Raw genomic sequence first — 15,418 nt, 5'->3', positions numbered from 1 at the left:
GACCACAGACATGGACCTGAGCCGTTCCCTCTACGGGGATCTCGCCGGCGGGGACACCGCCGCGCACGAGCACCTTTCCGACGCCGCTTTCCTCGGCGCCATCGTCGAGTTCGAAGGCGCGCTCGCCGACGCCGCCGAGCGCGCCGGCGTCATCGACCCCGCGGCCGCCCGGGCAGCCCGGGAGGCCGTCGCCGGCTTCGAGATTGACTCCGTCACCCTCACCGACATCGCCGCGGCCTCGGCCGCCGGGGGTAACCCGGCCATCCCGATCGCGGCGGAGCTCAAGCGCCGGGCGGGGGAGAACACCGGCGGCATCCACGTCGGGGCGACGAGCCAGGACGCCGTCGACACGGCACTGGTCCTCTGCGCCCGTCGTGCGGTAGGCCGGATGGACACCGCGCTCCACGGCGTGGAGCAGCTTCTCGCCGACCTCGCCCGGACCCACCGCGACACCCCGGTCATGGGCCGGACCCTCGGCCAGCAGGCACTGCCCACCACCTTCGGCGCGGTCGCCGCCGGTTGGCTGGAGGGACTGAGCCACGCCGCCGGGCGGCTGCGCGCCGCGGCCGACGCCCTGCCCGTCCAGTACGCGGGCGCCACCGGAAACCTGGTGGCCACCCACCCGGACGGACTGAAGGTCCACGACCTGCTCGCCGAAGGCCTCGGTCTGGCAGCCGTCCCGGTGGTGTGGCACACCAACCGCCAACCGCTCGTGGACGTCGGCCTCACCGCCGCCCAGGTGGCGGGCGCGGTGCGCAAGATCGCCGGCGACGTTGTCGCATACTCGGCGACGGAGATCGGTGAACTCGCCGAGGCCGCCCCCGGCGGCAGCTCCTCGATGCCGCACAAGGCCAACCCGGCCGCCGCGGTCGCCTGCGACGGCTACGCCCGCCGCACCCCGGCCCTGGCGTCCACCCTGCTCGACTCCCTCGACTGCCGCTGGCAGCGCGGGGTGGGCAGCTGGCACGCCGAATGGCAGACCCTGCGCGACCTGCTCGCCGCCACCGCCTCCGCGGTCTCCCGCATCCGGGCCAGCCTCGACGGCATCCGCGTGGACACCGACGACATGGCCCGCAACATCGCCTTGACAGGCCATGACCTGAACAACATCGACACCGGGCACGCCGGCGACATCGTCGACGCCGCTCTCCGCCAGCAGGAAGGACACCACGATGGACTCCGAGATGACTGACCGTTACCAGGACGGCCGTGCCGCGGCCCACGAGGTCGGGATGAGCAACCGCCGGGCGGTGCTCGGCGACGCGCACGTCGACGCGGCCGTCGCAAAGCAGACGCCGGTGACCGAGAAGTTCCAGGACTTCATCACCCGCACCGCATGGGGCGACATCTGGAACCGCGACGCTCTCGACCACACCCAGCGCCGGCTGCTGACCATCGCCATCCTCACGGCCGTGGGCAACGACGGCGAGCTGGACATGCACATCCGCGCCGCGCTGCGGGCGGGCGTGGACGCCGACACCATCGGCGAGGTCCTTCTGCACACCGCGGTCTACGCCGGCGTGCCTAACTCCAACCACGGTTTCAAGCTGCTCTCGGCGGCCGTGGCTGACATCGACGACACCAACGAACGCTAAGGACAATTGACGTGACCCACACCCCAGTAGCCATCATCGGCGCTGGCCCCGCCGGTCTGACCCTCGCGCACCTGCTGCACCACAACTACGGCATCGAGTCCGTGGTCTTCGAGTCCCGCTCCCGCCGGGAGGTCGAGGAGACCGTCCGCGCCGGCGTCCTCGAGCAGGGCACCATGCGCCTCATGCGTGAGACCGGCGTCGGGGACCGCATGGACCGCGAAGCCGACATCGACGACGCCATTGAGCTCGCCATCGACGGCGAACGCACCCGCATCGACCTGGCGGGCCTGACCGGCCACCACATGGCCGTCTACCCCCAGCACGAGTACCTCAAGGACTTCATCGCCCGGCGACTGGCCGACGGGCAGCCGATCCTGTTCAACACCACCGTCGACGAGGTCACCGGTTACGACGGCGACCAGGTCACCATCACCTACACCGCGGATGACGGCACGCAGCAGCAGCTCACCGCCGACTACGTCATGGCCGGCGACGGCTCCGCCTCCCCGAACCGCAAGCTCGTCACCGAGCTGCCCGGGGCGGTGCGTTCGAAGCACGAGTACCCCTTCGCCTGGTTCGGCATCCTGGTCAACGCCCCGAAGACCCAGAAGGAACTGATCTACGCCAACTCACCCGACGGTTTCGCGCTGATCTCCACCCGCTCCGACACCGTCCAGCGCTACTACCTCCAGTGCAACCCGGAGGACTCCGAGGACATGTGGCCCGACGAGCATATCTGGGAGGAGCTGCACAAGCGCGTGAGCACCGATGAACTGCGCGTGTCCGAGGGCGAGATCTTCGACAAGGCAGTCCTGCGCTTCCGCTCCGCCGTGACCGACCCGATGCAGCGCGGCCGCCTCTTCCTCGCCGGCGACGCCGCCCACACCGTGCCCCCGACCGGCGCGAAGGGGCTCAACCTCGCGGTCGCCGACGTCTCCGTCCTCGCGCCGGGCCTGGCCCGGGCGATCAAGAAGAACGACACCGACCTGCTCGACCGGTACTCCGCCCTGGCGGTCCCGCGCGTGTGGAAGGCCCAGCACTTCTCCTACTGGATGTCCTCCATGCTCCACACCGTCCCGGAGGAGCCCTACTTCGAGACCCAGCGCAGCCGCGCCGAGCTGCGTTCCGTGCTGGCCACCGAGGCGGGCCGCAAGTACCTGGCCGAGCAGTACGTCGGCCTCGACCTGCCCAGCTTCGAGGTTTGACCGGCATCCGTTGAGATTCTTTGCCTGTGCGGCCGTGGGCCCCCTCGGCGCAGGGATCTTCGACCTCACCAGGCCGATCTACGTGCGGGGGAAGGTCTGATCTGTAGGGGTTGTCGGAATTGAGCTGATCTCTCCGGGGCGCCGCCGGAAAACGACGGGGTAGGGGAGAGAATCAGCCCGGTCCTGACACTCCCGGCGCGCTACCGCTCGAGCAGCCCGCGCAGCTGCGACCGGGAGCTCACCCCGAGCTTCCGGTACACCCGCGTCAGGTGGTACTCCACGGTCTTCGTCGACAGGGTCAGCTCCCTGGCGACGTCCGCGTTAGTCGCCCCCTCCACCACCCGCACGGCGATCTGCTCCTCCTGGGGGGTCAGCCCGTGCGGGTTGTGCGTTCCCGCTCCGGAACCTCCTGCGGGGCCGTGCACGCCGCCGATCTTCCTTTCCGTCAGGCAGCGCCCGACCATCACGGTCGCCCCCATCTGCCCGAAGAGCTCGGCGGCGTGGGCGAACACCTCGTCCGCGCGGGACCGGCGCCCGTGCCGGCGCAGCACCTTTCCGTACTCGAAGAGGATGCGCGCCTCGTAGGCGGGCATGGGTGTCCGCGCGATGGCCTCGACGGCCGACTCGAAGGTCCGCAGACCGGCGGCGGTCTCGCCGCGCTGGAACTGGATCGTCGCCCTGGGCACCGCGTTCTTGGCCATGAGCGAGACGAGCCCGGAGGGGCTGTGGCGCGCCTCCGCCGACGTGATCACCTCGTCCGCCTGCCCGATGCGCCCGGCGCGGATGAGGGTTTGCGCGTAGACGTCCTCCCAGGGCCAGAAGCCGGGGTGCTGCGTGTCGGTGGACGACACCGTCCTGGCCAGCAGCTCACCGGCACGCAGTGCGGTCGGCAGGTCGGCGTTGGTCGCCGACACGATCATCCGGCCCATTGCCGCGGGCAGCGCCTGCAGCAGGAAGGCGTCCTCGCCGATCGTGAGCCGTTGGAGGTAGTCGCGCGCCAGCTCCCGGTCGCCCTGCATGGCGGCGATCTGCACGCCGGTCCACAGCAGCATCGGTTCGAGCAGGTGCATGCCGTGGACTTCCGCGGTGGCCAGGCCGCGCTCCACGATCCTCGCGGCGTTGGACCATTCCCCCAGGACGTAGAGGGTCCGGGAGAGCCAGGCGTCCTGCCACAGCCCGAGCGACGGGGACTGCCCGGGGAAGAACTGCAGTTTCTCCCGGGCGGTGAGAGGGTCGTCGAAGGTGAGCGCCAGCCAACCGTGGACCATGTCGAGCCGCTGCCGGTTGAGCGGGTCCCGCGGCGCCAGCTCGATCGGCGGCATCGTGCCCGACAGCCCCGCCTCGGCGATGAGGCCGAGGATGCGGGCCTCCATCAGGGCGTCGGCGTCCCGGACGTCCTGCGCGGCGGGAACAGGCCCGCCCATCTGCGCCACCTTCTCCCGCATCCCCGCCAGGTCCCAGTCGGCGAGCGACAGGAGGACACCGCGGACCGCGTGTCTGGGCGGTTCCCCGGTCCCGGAGAGGAACACCTGGGCGCGCCGGCGCCGGCCACGGTTGAGTGCGAGGTATCCGCGCAGGCTGTCCTGCTCGGCCGGGTCGACGAGCCCGCGGCATTCGTTGAGGTGGACCTCCGCGGCGGGGAGTTCCAGCCGGGCGGCGAGATCCAGCGCACGGGTGAGGTGGCGGGTCTCGTATTCCGCCGGGTCCTCCGGCCCGCGGGGAGCGCCCGGCGGCACCCCGGGGCGGCGGCTCGCGGCCTCCGCGGCGTCGCGGGGGTCGAGGAAATCGATGCGCCCGTGCGGCGAGGCGGCCACCGCATGCACGATCCCGGCGGCGAAGGCGGAGGCGACATCGAGGTCGCCTGCGACGAGCCGGTCGATCTCGGCCGACGTCAGGTCCCCGGTAATCCGGGCCCACCGGGTTCGCCAGGACTCGGGCACCGACACCGCCGCGCCGGGTTCGGCGAGATGGCCCGCCGGGCAGGCGGCGACGAGGTCGTCGATGAACTCGGGCAGGCCCCGCGTCATCGACTGCACGACCTGCACCGTGTCCGCGGGGATCCGGTACCCGGTGGACACCTGTAGGTAACCGGCGGTCTCCGCGAAGGTCAGCGGTGGAAGCTGCAGGACCTCCGTGGCCAGATGGTTGAGTCCGGGACCGTCGACCGAGGCGATCACGGTGGTCGTGGAATCGGGCCGCCGCACCCGGGAGACCAGGTACCGCAGCGAGGACTCGTCGGCGTGGTGGAGGTCGTCGATGAGCAGGACGTGCTCGTCCAACCGGGTGGGCAGCAGCCCCCGGAGGTACTCGCTCTGTCCGGCGTGCCAGGGGAAGAGCGTGATACGCGTCTGGGCGTGGTCCGCGAGCTGCGAGGCGAGCGCGTCGAGCACGCCCGTGCGGTTCGATCCCGTGGGGCCGTCGACCAGCAGGATCTGCCCGCCGGCCGCGGCCGAGCGGATCGAGGCCCGGTCCAGCAGCCGCCGGTGGATGTGGCGCAGATAAAGCGTGCTCATGGTGCGGATGACGCTACCACCAGCGCCGGGTCAGGAAATGCGCCGGTGGATCGACTTGTAGGACAGGTAGGCGCTCAAGCCTTCGATGCCGTATTCCACGCCCATGCCTGAGTCGTGGCGGCCGCCGAAGGGGGCGGCGTGGTTGGACCCGAAGAAGGTGATGCCCACGGATCCGGAGTCCACCCGGCGGGCCACCGCCAGCGCCGCCTTCTCGTCGGCTCCGAACACCAGACCGCCGAGACCGAATGCGGTGTTGTTGGCCAGCTCGACGGCTTCGTCGGCGGTGCCGTCGGAGTCGTCGTAACGCAGGACCGTGATCACGGGGCCGAAGATCTCCTCCCTGGCCACCGTCATATCGGGGGTGACGTCCGCGAGCATCGTCGGTGCGATGAACACCCCGTCCGCCAGGTCTCCGCCCAGCACCGCCGGCCGGCCGCCGGTGACGGCGCGGGCGCCTTCCACGCGTGCGGAGTCGAGGAAACCCGACACCGAATCGAACTGGGCGGCGGTGGCCACGGGGTCGAACACGGTAGCCGGATCCAGGGGGTCGCCCTGGGGCGCGGCGGCGATGGTGCCGGCCACCATGTCCACGATCTCGTCGTAACGGGACGCCGGGGCGGGTGGCACTGCCCTACCTCCGGGGGTTGGCAGACGGCATCGACGAGGTCGGGTGCGGCCACGGCCACCAGATCGCCCGGGCCACGGTGGACATGCTCACCATGCTCTTCGGCGCCGCCCTGGGGACCGCACCGCCGGAAGCGGAGGACCGGCGCGCCCGGCAACGCGACGCCGTCGAGCAGTGGATCGGCCGGAACCTTCTCGCCGAGGATCTCTCGCCCGGGAGGATCGCCGCGGAGCACTTCATGTCCACGCGCACCCTCCACAGCCTTTTCGCCGAGGTCGGCACCACGGTGGGGGAGGTGGTCCGCGGGCGCCGGCTGGCGCTCGCGGGGGAGCTGCTGATGCGTCACCCCGGCCTGCCCGTGGCGGAGGTGGTGCGCCGCGCCGGGTTCGCGGACCCCTCCTATTTCGCCCGCAGCTTCCGCCGGCGTTTCGGGTGCGCGCCGAGCAGGTTCCGCGACCGCGGATGTTGAGCGCCTGCGCTGCAGTCCGCAGCATCGTGCGCTGCAGTCCTGAAGTGTTCCATGTCACGTCTGGCAAGATTTGTGGGGTGGGCCAGCCAACGAAACCGGAGACCCGCCCCGAAGGCCGCCGTCGCAGGACAGCGGCGGGAAAATGTAGAGAGGAATCGTCGACATGAAGATAGATGCCTATGTCGTGGAGGGGATCAACCGACCCTTCACCCGCGAAGAACTCACCCTGGATGAACCCGGCCCCGGGGAGGTGCTCGTCCGCGTGGTGGCCACCGGCGTATGCCACACGGACCTGAACACCCAGGGCGGGGACATGCCGCTGCCGCTGCCGGGCGTTCTCGGCCATGAAGGTTCCGGCGTGGTGGAGTCCGTCGGCGAGGGCGTGACCTCGGTGGCTCCGGGCGACCACGTCATCATGGGCTGGCCCTGGTGCGGTGAGTGCCGCAACTGTGTGCGCGGCGAGCACCGCTACTGCCTGAACATCGGCGCGGAGCTGCTGGCGGGCGTTCGTCTGCACGGTCCCGACGCCGGTTCCTCCGCCTACACCCGAGCCGACGGAACGCCGCTGTCCGGGCACTTCTTCGGTCAGTCCTCCTTCGCCACCTACTCCCTGACCCGGGAGAACGCGGTGGTCAAGGTGGACAAGGATGTCGACCTGGAACTGCTGGGTCCGCTGGCCTGCGGCATCACCACCGGTGCGGGAGCGGTGTTCAACACCGCCCAGCCGGAGCCGGGTGAGTCGATCGTGATCATCGGCGCCGGCGCGGTCGGGCTCGGCGCTGTCATGGCAGCCCGAAACACCCCCGCGGCGACGATCATCGCGATGGACCTGCAGGATTCCCGCCTCGAGCTGGCCCGGGAGTTCGGTGCGACGCACACCGTCAACACCGGCGAGCGTGACATCGTCGGGGCGGTCAACGAAATCTGCGGCGGCCCGGCCGACTACGTCCTCGACTGCACGGGCAGCATCAGGGTCATCGAGCAGGCCGCCGACGCCGTCGGCCTACTGGGCACCTTCATCCTCGTCGGCGGCGCCCCCGCTGAAGCCCGTTTCTCCCTGGACCACCTGCGCGCCCTCTGGGGTAAGAAGGTGGTGGGTACCCTCGGTGGCGGTTCGACGAGCCAGCAGCTCATCCCGGCGCTTATCGCGCTGTACAAGCAGGGCCGCTTCCCCTTCGACCGCCTGATCACCACCTACGGCTTCGACGAGATCGACCGGGCCATCGCGGACGCCCATGAGGGCGGCACCGTCAAGGCCGTCCTGCGCATCGCCGACGCCGACCAGTAACCGTTTTCCCGAACAGAAAGAAGACAGACATCATGACCGTCACCACCGCCCCGTACTCCTCGCTCGTGACCGAGCAGCTCTACATCGGTGGCTGGCGCGAGGGCACCTCCGAGCGCACCGCCACCGACACCAACCCCTTCAACGACGAGACGATCGCCACCATCCGCCAGGCCTCCCGCGAGGACGTCGACGCCGCCTACGAGACCGCCCAGGCAGCCCAGGTCGGGTGGGCCGCGCTGGCACCGAAGAAGCGCGCGCAGATCCTCAACAAGGCCGCCGACTGGATCGAGGAGAACCGCGCGGCCGTGGTCGCGCTGATCCGCGCGGAGTCCGGCTCCACCGCCATCAAGGCCAACATCGAGACTGGCCTGGCGATTGGCTCCCTGCGCGAGGCCGCGACCTTCCCCACCCGCATCACCGGCCAGATCCTGCCGTCGAACACTCCTGGCAAGACCAACTACGTCTTCCGCGAGCCGCTCGGCGTCGTCGGTGTGATCAGCCCGTGGAACTTCCCCTTCACCCTGTCGATGCGCTCGGTCGCACCGGCCCTGGGCTGCGGCAACGCCGTGGTACTCAAGCCGGCGTCCGACACCCCGCTCACCGGTGGACTGCTGCTGGCCACCATCTTCGAGGCGGCCGGGCTGCCCGAGGGCGTGCTGAACGTCGTCGTCGGCGCCGGCTCGGAGATCGGCGACCACTTCGTCGAGCACCGGATCCCGCGCCTGATCTCCTTCACCGGCTCCACCCCGGTGGGCAAGGGCGTGGGCCGTGCCGCGGTCGGCGGCGAGCACATGAAGAAGGTCTCGCTCGAGCTCGGCGGCAACGCCCCGCTCGTCGTCCTCGACGACGCCGACATGGAGCAGGCCGTCGGCGGTGCCACCCTGGGCAAGTTCCTCCACCAGGGCCAGATCTGCATGTCCGTCAACCGCATCATCGTCCAGGCGCCGGTCTACGACGAGTTCGTCGCCGCCTACGCCGAGCGGGTCAAGACCCTGGCCTACGGCGACCAGCTCGACGACGCCACCGTCGTCGGCCCCCTGGTCAACGACAGCCAGGTCAAGTCCGTCACCGCCAAGATCGAGCAGGCCCGCGCCGAGGGTGCCCGCGAGGTCGTCGCCGGCCCCATCGAGGGCCGCGTCATCGCCCCGCACGTCTTCGCCGACGTCACCCCCGACATGGAGATCTTCCGCGAGGAGATCTTCGGTCCCGTGGTCGGCATCGTCAAGGCCGAGGACGAGGCGCACGCCCTCGAGCTGGCCAACGACACCGAGTTCGGCCTGGCTTCCGCGGTGTACACCCGCGACCTGGCCCGCGGCATGCGTTTCGCCCGCGGCGTGGAGGCAGGCATGACCCACGTCAACGACATCACCGTCAACGACGAGGCGCACGTCATGTTCGGCGGCGAGAAGAACTCCGGCCTCGGCCGCTTCAACGGCGAGTGGGCCATCGAGGAGTTCACCACCGACCACTGGGTCGGCGTGGCACCGGGCGAGGCACAGTTCCCGTTTTAAGTGCTGGTCGACGCTGCCGTGGGGTCAGGGACCTTTCCATTGACCTCACGGCAGACAATGCCTGCCTCTCTCCTGCTCCTCAATTCAGCCCAGTCTCTGCGTTGTCGGCGGACTGGCTCTCTAAGGCATGTCCGGCGAGGTTATTGTTGATGTTGACTCCACCGGTCGCGTCGTCGGTATTAAGTTCGAGCAGGTCCGGGAGCTGCTCGATCCCACAGCACTCGAGGGGTAAGAACCTGCGAGGATCATATGCTTGTCTAAAGCTGCGTTACGGCTGCAATGGCTTGTTTGCGGATCGTTGGTCCGTCGGCAGTGAGATCCACCGTTGCACATCGGAACGGGTGGCCACCGATTAGCATGGTGGCGTGTAGGTCGGCGCCCATGGACGCATAGATCAGGACGCCTGCTGTCGGAGGTTTTCCAGGCACAGTTGGGGACTGCGTCAGGTAAGCATGCAACTGATAAAGATTCTCTGACTTGAGGATTTCTTTTTTGTTGTGAAGGGAGGTAATGCCCGTGAACTTCGCATCGGCGATGATCTTGTTCCCTTCGGGCGTGTACATGGAAATATCCGTCTTCATGGAGGGAAGAAGCTCCGTCTGTCCTGTGGCATTCCAGTAGAGCCTCTCAGCCCCTTTGATCGTCCATCCTTCCGGGTGCAGGTGGTGTCGAAAGATGCCCACGAGAGCTTTCTCAAACAATTTCCGGAGGGATTCCTCGGAGTAGACGGGCCTTTGTAGGTGGTGGGTTCCGGGAGCAGAGTCGTCAGGAAGAGCCATGTCCAGGACGAGGCGCGCGGCAGCTAACGCTGCGGCATGGTGGGCAAGCGTTCGACGGCCAACCGCAGGAGGAATCACTGCGGGGATGTCTCGTGGATGGACACCGATATCCACCAGCGTTCTCGAGAGGTGACGGCACCTTTGGATGAGAGACGATTGTTCAGTCGTAGTAGCGGTGTGGTGGGCTCGTTCTACGAGCCGGGTCGCGCTGTCGAGGGCATGGCGCAGGAGCCGATTCTCAGGAGTATCAACGCTCAATTCGTTGAAGGTACACGCCACCCTCCCTTTCTGAAGAAGGCTCCGCCGTTTCGTGGACAGGAGGTCGATCCTCCCTCGTACTCTCGATATATCATCCGAAGCGTCCACGAAGTCACGGGCCAACCCTTTTCTCAGGGATCGTTGGACAGCGTCGCAGAGTAAGGCTGTCGCAAGGTGGGGGAGATCTACACCAGGATCCTCAATCTCGGTATTTCGGATGAGTCCGTCTTGATACAGCTTCGAGGCGTACACCTGCAGCAGCCAGATGTTCCGGATCGGAACAAACGAACTGGGGCCGGGGACAGTTGTCATGGTTGGTCCGTGAGTTCTTCTGGATCGGTTTCGGCAAGAGGGTTCGCCGCTGTGAGTACCGAGGTAGCTTGCTCGAGGGCTATCTGATCGTCAAGCCAGTACTCTTGGAGCAACGGAATCAGCTCAGTCCGCACGATCTTCCTGAACCAGTCCCAGGTTGCCTGTGGCGAGGGATCCTTGAGATTTTTCACGGGGGTCACGTAACTGTGGCCTACTACAAACTGGTCGCCAAGGGTTGCGTAGCCAGCGATCATCTCATTGACCGATTCAATTCTCCGGCGGATCTCCAACATGGTGTCGCGATCACGTCCCAGGGTGGTGCAGTGTTCCAACCACGCATCATTGAGCTGAGGTTCCAGGTTGTAGAAGGCGAATCGACGTCGGAATGCCATGTCCACCATCGCCAAGGAACGGTCAGACAGGTTCATCGTTCCGATCACAAACAGGTTGTCGGGGATGAATACCGTGTCCGCTGGATTGGTCGAGTAAAGCAGCGACATAGCGTTTTCGGGACTTCGTTTGTCTGCCTCCAAGAGCGTCAGCATCTCTCCGAACACTTGGGCCGGATTGCCTCGGTTGATTTCGTCGATGATGATGACGTACTTCGAGTCATCCTGGCTTGCGGCAGCTTCGATCGCCTCAAGGAACGGCCCGTTGGTGAGCTCCAGTGAGTTCTGCCCTGCGGGGCGCCAACCCTGGATGAAGTCCTCGTATGACGTGGAGGGATGGAATTGCATGGACATGATGGTGCTCTCGTCACCTGTCAAGGCTTTGGCGAGACGCCTCGAGAGCCAGGACTTGCCTGTTCCAGGAGGACCCTGCAGGATCAGATTCTTTTTGTCCCGCAGACTGGATAGCATCTCATCGAGGACTGGCTTCGAATAGAAGGAACCATCCTCGACAATGGACGCCGTCGAGTATTTTTTCTCAGCGGCAGGCTCCTTGATGGGAGTGTCGTTGGCCGGGTCCGGTGATGGATCAGGGGACGGTTCCGCTGGCTCCGTGCTTTCCTCCATATTGGCGTAGCGGAACGCAGCCATGGACAGGGTAGGAAGTGTTGGGGGCTCAAGTGCCGAATCTTCGAGCCATTCTTGTACAGCATCGTTGAGCTGGAGATACGTCTGACCATCGGGTGGAGTGGAGGGAGAGACGCCTTCTGGGAGAATCACTTCGTCAGACGTGAGGAAGCGTCGGTTCACGCTGTCAAGGTTGAGAAAGGTCTCCGGCCGAACCCAGTAGAGGCCCATCGTGAACATCCAGGGTCTGCGTGATTGAGTCGCTGCGTCGAACGCCTCGATGAACACATCCCGGTTGGTTTCCGGCGCGTGCGAATAGTTGAGCGCTGCAACAAACAGGTTCCACATTCGGTCATAGAATCCCGACTCCGGCGAATCGCCGGCACTTTCGAAACGGGACCGCATGTTGTTGAGGACCGGGATGCCTGCAAAATCCTCCGGCACAGGTGCTTCAAGGTCAAAGACCTCCTTAAATCCGCGCCGGGCCGCGATACGGGCGTCGAAGGTGATCCCGCGGTTCATGGCCCCGAAAATGGTGAAGGGATCAATATCCGTCCCGCGGACGTCCGTACCCTGGTCCTTCCACTGGAAGAGATACCTGAATAGCTGGGGGCGCTCGGACTTTTCTGCGACCTCATGAAGCTTGGTGAGCAGAGCCTGTCGATCAGAAGCGTAAGGACGGAGGGCATTAGCCAGTTGTGCGTGAAAATTGACCCAGTCCTGGCTTGCCGGGGCATACAGCTCGGCGTAATCAACGGCGGTGGATTCGTCGGGATCACCGGGGTCGAGCTCACCGTCCAGAACCGACTCCAGACGTTCTAAAGCGCTGTTTCGTTTGACCTCGAAAATGGTCTGTGACCCGTTAATGGACGCAAGCAGATCGGGGAGAAGGTCCTTACGGGCGATAACGCCGTCCCAGGTCACGGGGAGTCTATGACGCTTCTCCGAGTCGGGCTCGTCCTCACGGAAGAAGTAGTCGCCGGAGCGGGTTCCCACGAGGATCAGTTCTCGGTCTGTCTTAAGAGGGAGGAGAATATGGTCGCCGAGTTTGATGCGGTTGCGGAGCGCGTTAGCTTGCGAGGCAAAATTCTGCGCCGTGGCTTTCTTGTACTCGGGGTTCTGTCGAACGACACCTTCAAGAATTGATTTAGGGTCGTGCAGATCGGTGAGGTCGGGGACATTATCCATGCCCGGGGCAATCAAGCCATTGTTGCGTGAGAATTCCTCTCTTTCGCCGTCCTTCCCTGCGCGGACCACCCACACTTGTCTGGAAGAAAGAGCTGAACTCCTCCTCTTTTTTCTTTGCGTTCGCCCCCAGGAAATGAGGTTGTCGGTATCTTCCTGCGAAGGCGGATAGGGGTGTTTTTCAATGTAGCTGCAGCCTGCCTCTGACAAGCGGTACATGCCTGTTGATGGCCGCTCAAGGAGACCGAAATCATACGCGTACTGGATGGCCCAGGTGCCAGCGTCCCGGGCCCTGTTTGAACCACTGTTGGAGATATGCGCGACGGCATCGGGGAAGTCTCGTTCCGCTGTATTGAGGAGAGAGCTGAGTAGATCCTTGTGCCTGTGGAGCTTTCTATCTTCGCTTATCTGAAGAATAAGCGGGATAAACTTCCATACGAGCAAGCGAGAATCGTTCACGAAATAATTCCTATCCGGTTGAGGTATAAAAATATAATTATATCTCATCCCAGTGGGAACTGAATAGGACAAGTTGGGGAGGAACCTTTGTGATTCTGAGCCTGTCGGAGTGAATGCTTTCCACCGGTGTACGGCAACGACAGATGCCGCCGTCCCCCTCCAGTGAGGGGGAAACGGCGGCGTCGAAAAGCGAGCGGCTAGGCGAAGAACTCCACCAGAGCCTGGTTGACCTGCTCGGGTACCTCGACGGTGGGCACGTGCGCACCAGGGGACACCACAACGGAGGTGACCAGACCGCTGACGCCCTCGGCGATGGCCTGCACGGTAGCTGGGGGAGTGGACTCGTCCTCGGCGCCGGCGATGGTGAGCACCGGTACGGTGATCTCCTTGAGCTGCCCGGAGAAGTCCCAGTGGGCGAGGGCGTCGGAGCAGGCGGCGTAGCCCACACCGCGGGTCGAGGTGACCATGCGGCGGTAGAACGCGGTGGTGGCCGGGCGCGTGTCGCGGAACTGTTCGGTGAACCACAGGCCGATGACACCGTCGGCCATCGGCTCGAGACCCTGCGCGCGGGTCAGTTCCGAGCGCGGGTGCCACTTCTGCGTGCCGCCGAAGTACGCGGCGGTGCACAGGAAGGCGGCGCGGGTGACGCGCCCGGAGGTGGCGGTCAGGTACTGCGCCAGCGCGCCGCCCAGGGACAGCCCGACGACGGCGAACTGCTCCACGCCGAGCTCGTCGAGGGTGGCCAGGATGTTGTCGGCCAGGTCGGACATGGAGGTCTCACCGGGCTGGGCGTCGGGGTCCGGGGAACCGCCGTGGCCGGGGTGGTCGAGTGCGATCACGCGGCGGGTGGCGGACAGGGCGTCCAGCTGGGGGAGCCACATGTCGGTGGTGGAGGCGATGGAGCCGAGGAGGACGACCGGGTCGCCGGGGTTGTCGGAGCCGTATTCGACGGAGTGGAGGATCATGCTGTTAGTTCCCCTCCTTCTCGATCACGGCGGCCAGGCCCTGGCCGCCGCCGATGCACATGGTGATCAGGGCGGTCTTGGCATCGGTGCGCTGCAGCTGGTGCGAGGCGGTGACGAGCATCCGGGCGCCGGTGGCGCCGACCGGGTGGCCCAGGGAGATGCCGGAGCCCAGCGGGTTGAGGCGCGGGTCCTCGGCGGAGATGCCCCACTCGGAGAGCACGGACAGGGCCTGAGCGGCGAAGGCCTCGTTGAGTTCGATGAGGTCCATGTCGTCCAGGGTCAGACCGAGGCGGTCGAGGACCTTCCTGGTGGCCGGGACCGGGCCGATGCCCATGGTCTCCGGTGCCACGCCGGCGACGGCCCAGCCGCGCAGCTTGACCACGGGGGTCAGGCCGAGTTCCTCAGCCTTGGCGCGGGTGGTCACGATCATGGCGGCGGCGCCGTCGTTCTGGCCGGAGGCGTTGCCTGCGGTGACGGTGGCGTCGGCGTCCTGTCGGCCCATGATCGGGCGGAGCTTGGCCAGCTTCTCCATGGTGGAACCGGGGCGGGGGTGCTCGTCGGTGTCGACCATCAGCGGGTCGCCCTTGCGCTGCGGGACGGCGACGGGGACGATCTCCTCGGCGAAGGTGCCGTTCTCCTGCGCGGCGACGGCGCGGGCGTGGGAGGTCACGGACATCTCGTCCTGGGCCTCGCGGGGGATGGAGTACTCCTCGCGGAGGTTTTCGGCGGTCTCGATCATGCCGCCGGGGATCGGGTGGTTCTTTCCGCCGGCGGTCTCGCGGGCCTCGGCGAGGCGGTCGCGGAAGACCATGTTGCCGCCCTTCTTGCCCCAGCGGACGTCGGCGTCGACGGTGTACTCGGTGCGCGACATGGACTCGGCGCCACCGGCGATGATCAGGTCGGCTGCGCCGGCGGCCACGTGGGCGGCGGCGGTGACCACGGCCTGCAGGCCGGAGCCGCAGCGGCGGTCGAGCTGCATGCCTGGGACGGACTCGCCCAGGCCGGCGTCGAGGGCGACGACGCGGCCCAGGGCCGGGGCGGCGCCGTTGGGGGAGGCCTGGCCGAGGATGAGGTCGTCGACCTGCTCGGGGGAGAGGCCGGTGCGCTCGACGATGGCGCGGATGACGGTGGCGGCGAGGTCCTGGACGGGCACGGTGGTGAACTGCCCGCCGTAGGCGCCGACGGCGGTGCGCAGGGGGGAGCAGATCACGATGTCGGTGGGGTTGGTCATGAGGAAG

At 66.7% G+C, this 15,418-nt stretch carries 11 protein-coding genes and 1 pseudogene; 6 read left to right on the top strand and 6 right to left on the bottom strand.

The features are described from left to right. The first annotated feature begins 10 nt into the window (after positions 1 to 10). From B840_RS09520 to B840_RS09510, 3 genes are read left to right on the top strand one after another with little or no spacing between them, the layout of a single operon-like run. A complete protein-coding gene (locus B840_RS09520; RefSeq protein WP_156971894.1) occupies positions 11 to 1,192 on the top strand; it encodes a lyase family protein in 1,182 nt (393 codons plus the stop codon). After that, positions 1,185 to 1,595 carry a 4-carboxymuconolactone decarboxylase gene (gene pcaC, locus B840_RS09515; RefSeq protein ID WP_042622695.1) on the top strand — a complete coding sequence of 137 codons (411 nt, stop codon included), beginning with the start codon at positions 1,185 to 1,187 and terminating at the stop codon, positions 1,593 to 1,595. Before B840_RS09520 ends, pcaC begins: the two co-directional genes overlap by 8 nt. An 11-nt stretch (positions 1,596 to 1,606) precedes the next feature. Further along, positions 1,607 to 2,800 (top strand): 4-hydroxybenzoate 3-monooxygenase, encoded by a 1,194-nt coding sequence (locus tag B840_RS09510; protein ID WP_042621943.1) that lies wholly within the window; start codon positions 1,607 to 1,609, stop codon positions 2,798 to 2,800. Positions 2,801 to 3,000: 200 nt separating this feature from the next. Here the strand turns inward: B840_RS09510 and B840_RS09505 are convergent, their stop codons facing one another. Both B840_RS09505 and B840_RS09500 read right to left on the bottom strand, forming a co-directional pair. Next, a complete protein-coding gene (locus B840_RS09505; protein ID WP_052491163.1) occupies positions 3,001 to 5,313 on the bottom strand; it encodes a helix-turn-helix domain-containing protein in 2,313 nt (770 codons plus the stop codon). A gap of 30 nt (positions 5,314 to 5,343) precedes the next feature. Beyond that, positions 5,344 to 5,931: pseudogene (locus B840_RS09500) on the bottom strand (aldehyde dehydrogenase family protein); the annotation flags it as partial. A gap of 2 nt (positions 5,932 to 5,933) precedes the next feature. Between B840_RS09500 and B840_RS09495 the strand changes: the two are divergent. From B840_RS09495 to B840_RS09485, 3 genes are all read left to right on the top strand, one after another. Further along, entirely contained in the window at positions 5,934 to 6,407 is a 474-nt protein-coding gene (locus B840_RS09495) for a helix-turn-helix transcriptional regulator (RefSeq protein WP_156971893.1), read from the top strand. A 163-nt stretch (positions 6,408 to 6,570) separates the two neighbouring features. Then, a complete protein-coding gene (locus B840_RS13185; protein WP_084602950.1) occupies positions 6,571 to 7,695 on the top strand; it encodes an NAD(P)-dependent alcohol dehydrogenase in 1,125 nt (374 codons plus the stop codon). Positions 7,696 to 7,727: 32 nt separating this feature from the next. Next, positions 7,728 to 9,206: an aldehyde dehydrogenase family protein gene (locus B840_RS09485; RefSeq protein WP_042621942.1), complete on the top strand. Its 1,479-nt coding sequence runs from the start codon at positions 7,728 to 7,730 to the stop codon at positions 9,204 to 9,206. 257 nt (positions 9,207 to 9,463) lie between these two features. Here the strand turns inward: B840_RS09485 and B840_RS13180 are convergent, their stop codons facing one another. The 4 genes from B840_RS13180 to B840_RS09470 form a co-directional block, all read right to left on the bottom strand. Next, entirely contained in the window at positions 9,464 to 10,555 is a 1,092-nt protein-coding gene (locus B840_RS13180) for a 5-methylcytosine restriction system specificity protein McrC (protein WP_084602948.1), read from the bottom strand. Then, the gene (locus tag B840_RS09480) at positions 10,552 to 13,215 is read right to left on the bottom strand and encodes an AAA family ATPase (RefSeq protein ID WP_169745274.1); all 2,664 of its coding nucleotides are present in this window, start codon (positions 13,213 to 13,215) and stop codon (positions 10,552 to 10,554) included. The genes B840_RS13180 and B840_RS09480 overlap by 4 nt, the downstream gene beginning before the upstream one ends. Before the next feature lie 197 nt (positions 13,216 to 13,412). Beyond that, positions 13,413 to 14,180, bottom strand: coding sequence for an alpha/beta fold hydrolase (locus B840_RS09475; protein WP_042621941.1), 768 nt, complete (start codon positions 14,178 to 14,180; stop codon positions 13,413 to 13,415). Positions 14,181 to 14,184: 4 nt separating this feature from the next. After that, positions 14,185 to 15,411 (bottom strand): acetyl-CoA C-acetyltransferase, encoded by a 1,227-nt coding sequence (locus B840_RS09470; protein ID WP_042621940.1) that lies wholly within the window; start codon positions 15,409 to 15,411, stop codon positions 14,185 to 14,187. Positions 15,412 to 15,418 lie beyond the last annotated feature (7 nt).

The sequence above is a fragment of the Corynebacterium marinum DSM 44953 genome (assembly GCF_000835165.1).
GTDB lineage: Bacteria > Actinomycetota > Actinomycetes > Mycobacteriales > Mycobacteriaceae > Corynebacterium > Corynebacterium marinum.
This window is presented reverse-complemented; position numbering and strand designations above follow the sequence as displayed.

What these genes read in the sequence shown, in the direction of transcription:
- B840_RS09520 (WP_156971894.1), top strand. Translation starts at nt 11, where the DNA reads ATGGACCTGAGCCGTTCCCTCTACGGGGATCTCGCCGGCGGGGACACC.
- pcaC (WP_042622695.1), top strand. Translation starts at nt 1,185, where the DNA reads ATGACTGACCGTTACCAGGACGGCCGTGCCGCGGCCCACGAGGTCGGG.
- B840_RS09505 (WP_052491163.1), bottom strand. Translation starts at nt 5,313, where the DNA reads ATGAGCACGCTTTATCTGCGCCACATCCACCGGCGGCTGCTGGACCGG.
- B840_RS13185 (WP_084602950.1), top strand. Translation starts at nt 6,571, where the DNA reads ATGAAGATAGATGCCTATGTCGTGGAGGGGATCAACCGACCCTTCACC.
- B840_RS09485 (WP_042621942.1), top strand. Translation starts at nt 7,728, where the DNA reads ATGACCGTCACCACCGCCCCGTACTCCTCGCTCGTGACCGAGCAGCTC.
- B840_RS13180 (WP_084602948.1), bottom strand. Translation starts at nt 10,555, where the DNA reads ATGACAACTGTCCCCGGCCCCAGTTCGTTTGTTCCGATCCGGAACATC.
- B840_RS09475 (WP_042621941.1), bottom strand. Translation starts at nt 14,180, where the DNA reads ATGATCCTCCACTCCGTCGAATACGGCTCCGACAACCCCGGCGACCCG.
- B840_RS09470 (WP_042621940.1), bottom strand. Translation starts at nt 15,411, where the DNA reads ATGACCAACCCCACCGACATCGTGATCTGCTCCCCCCTGCGCACCGCC.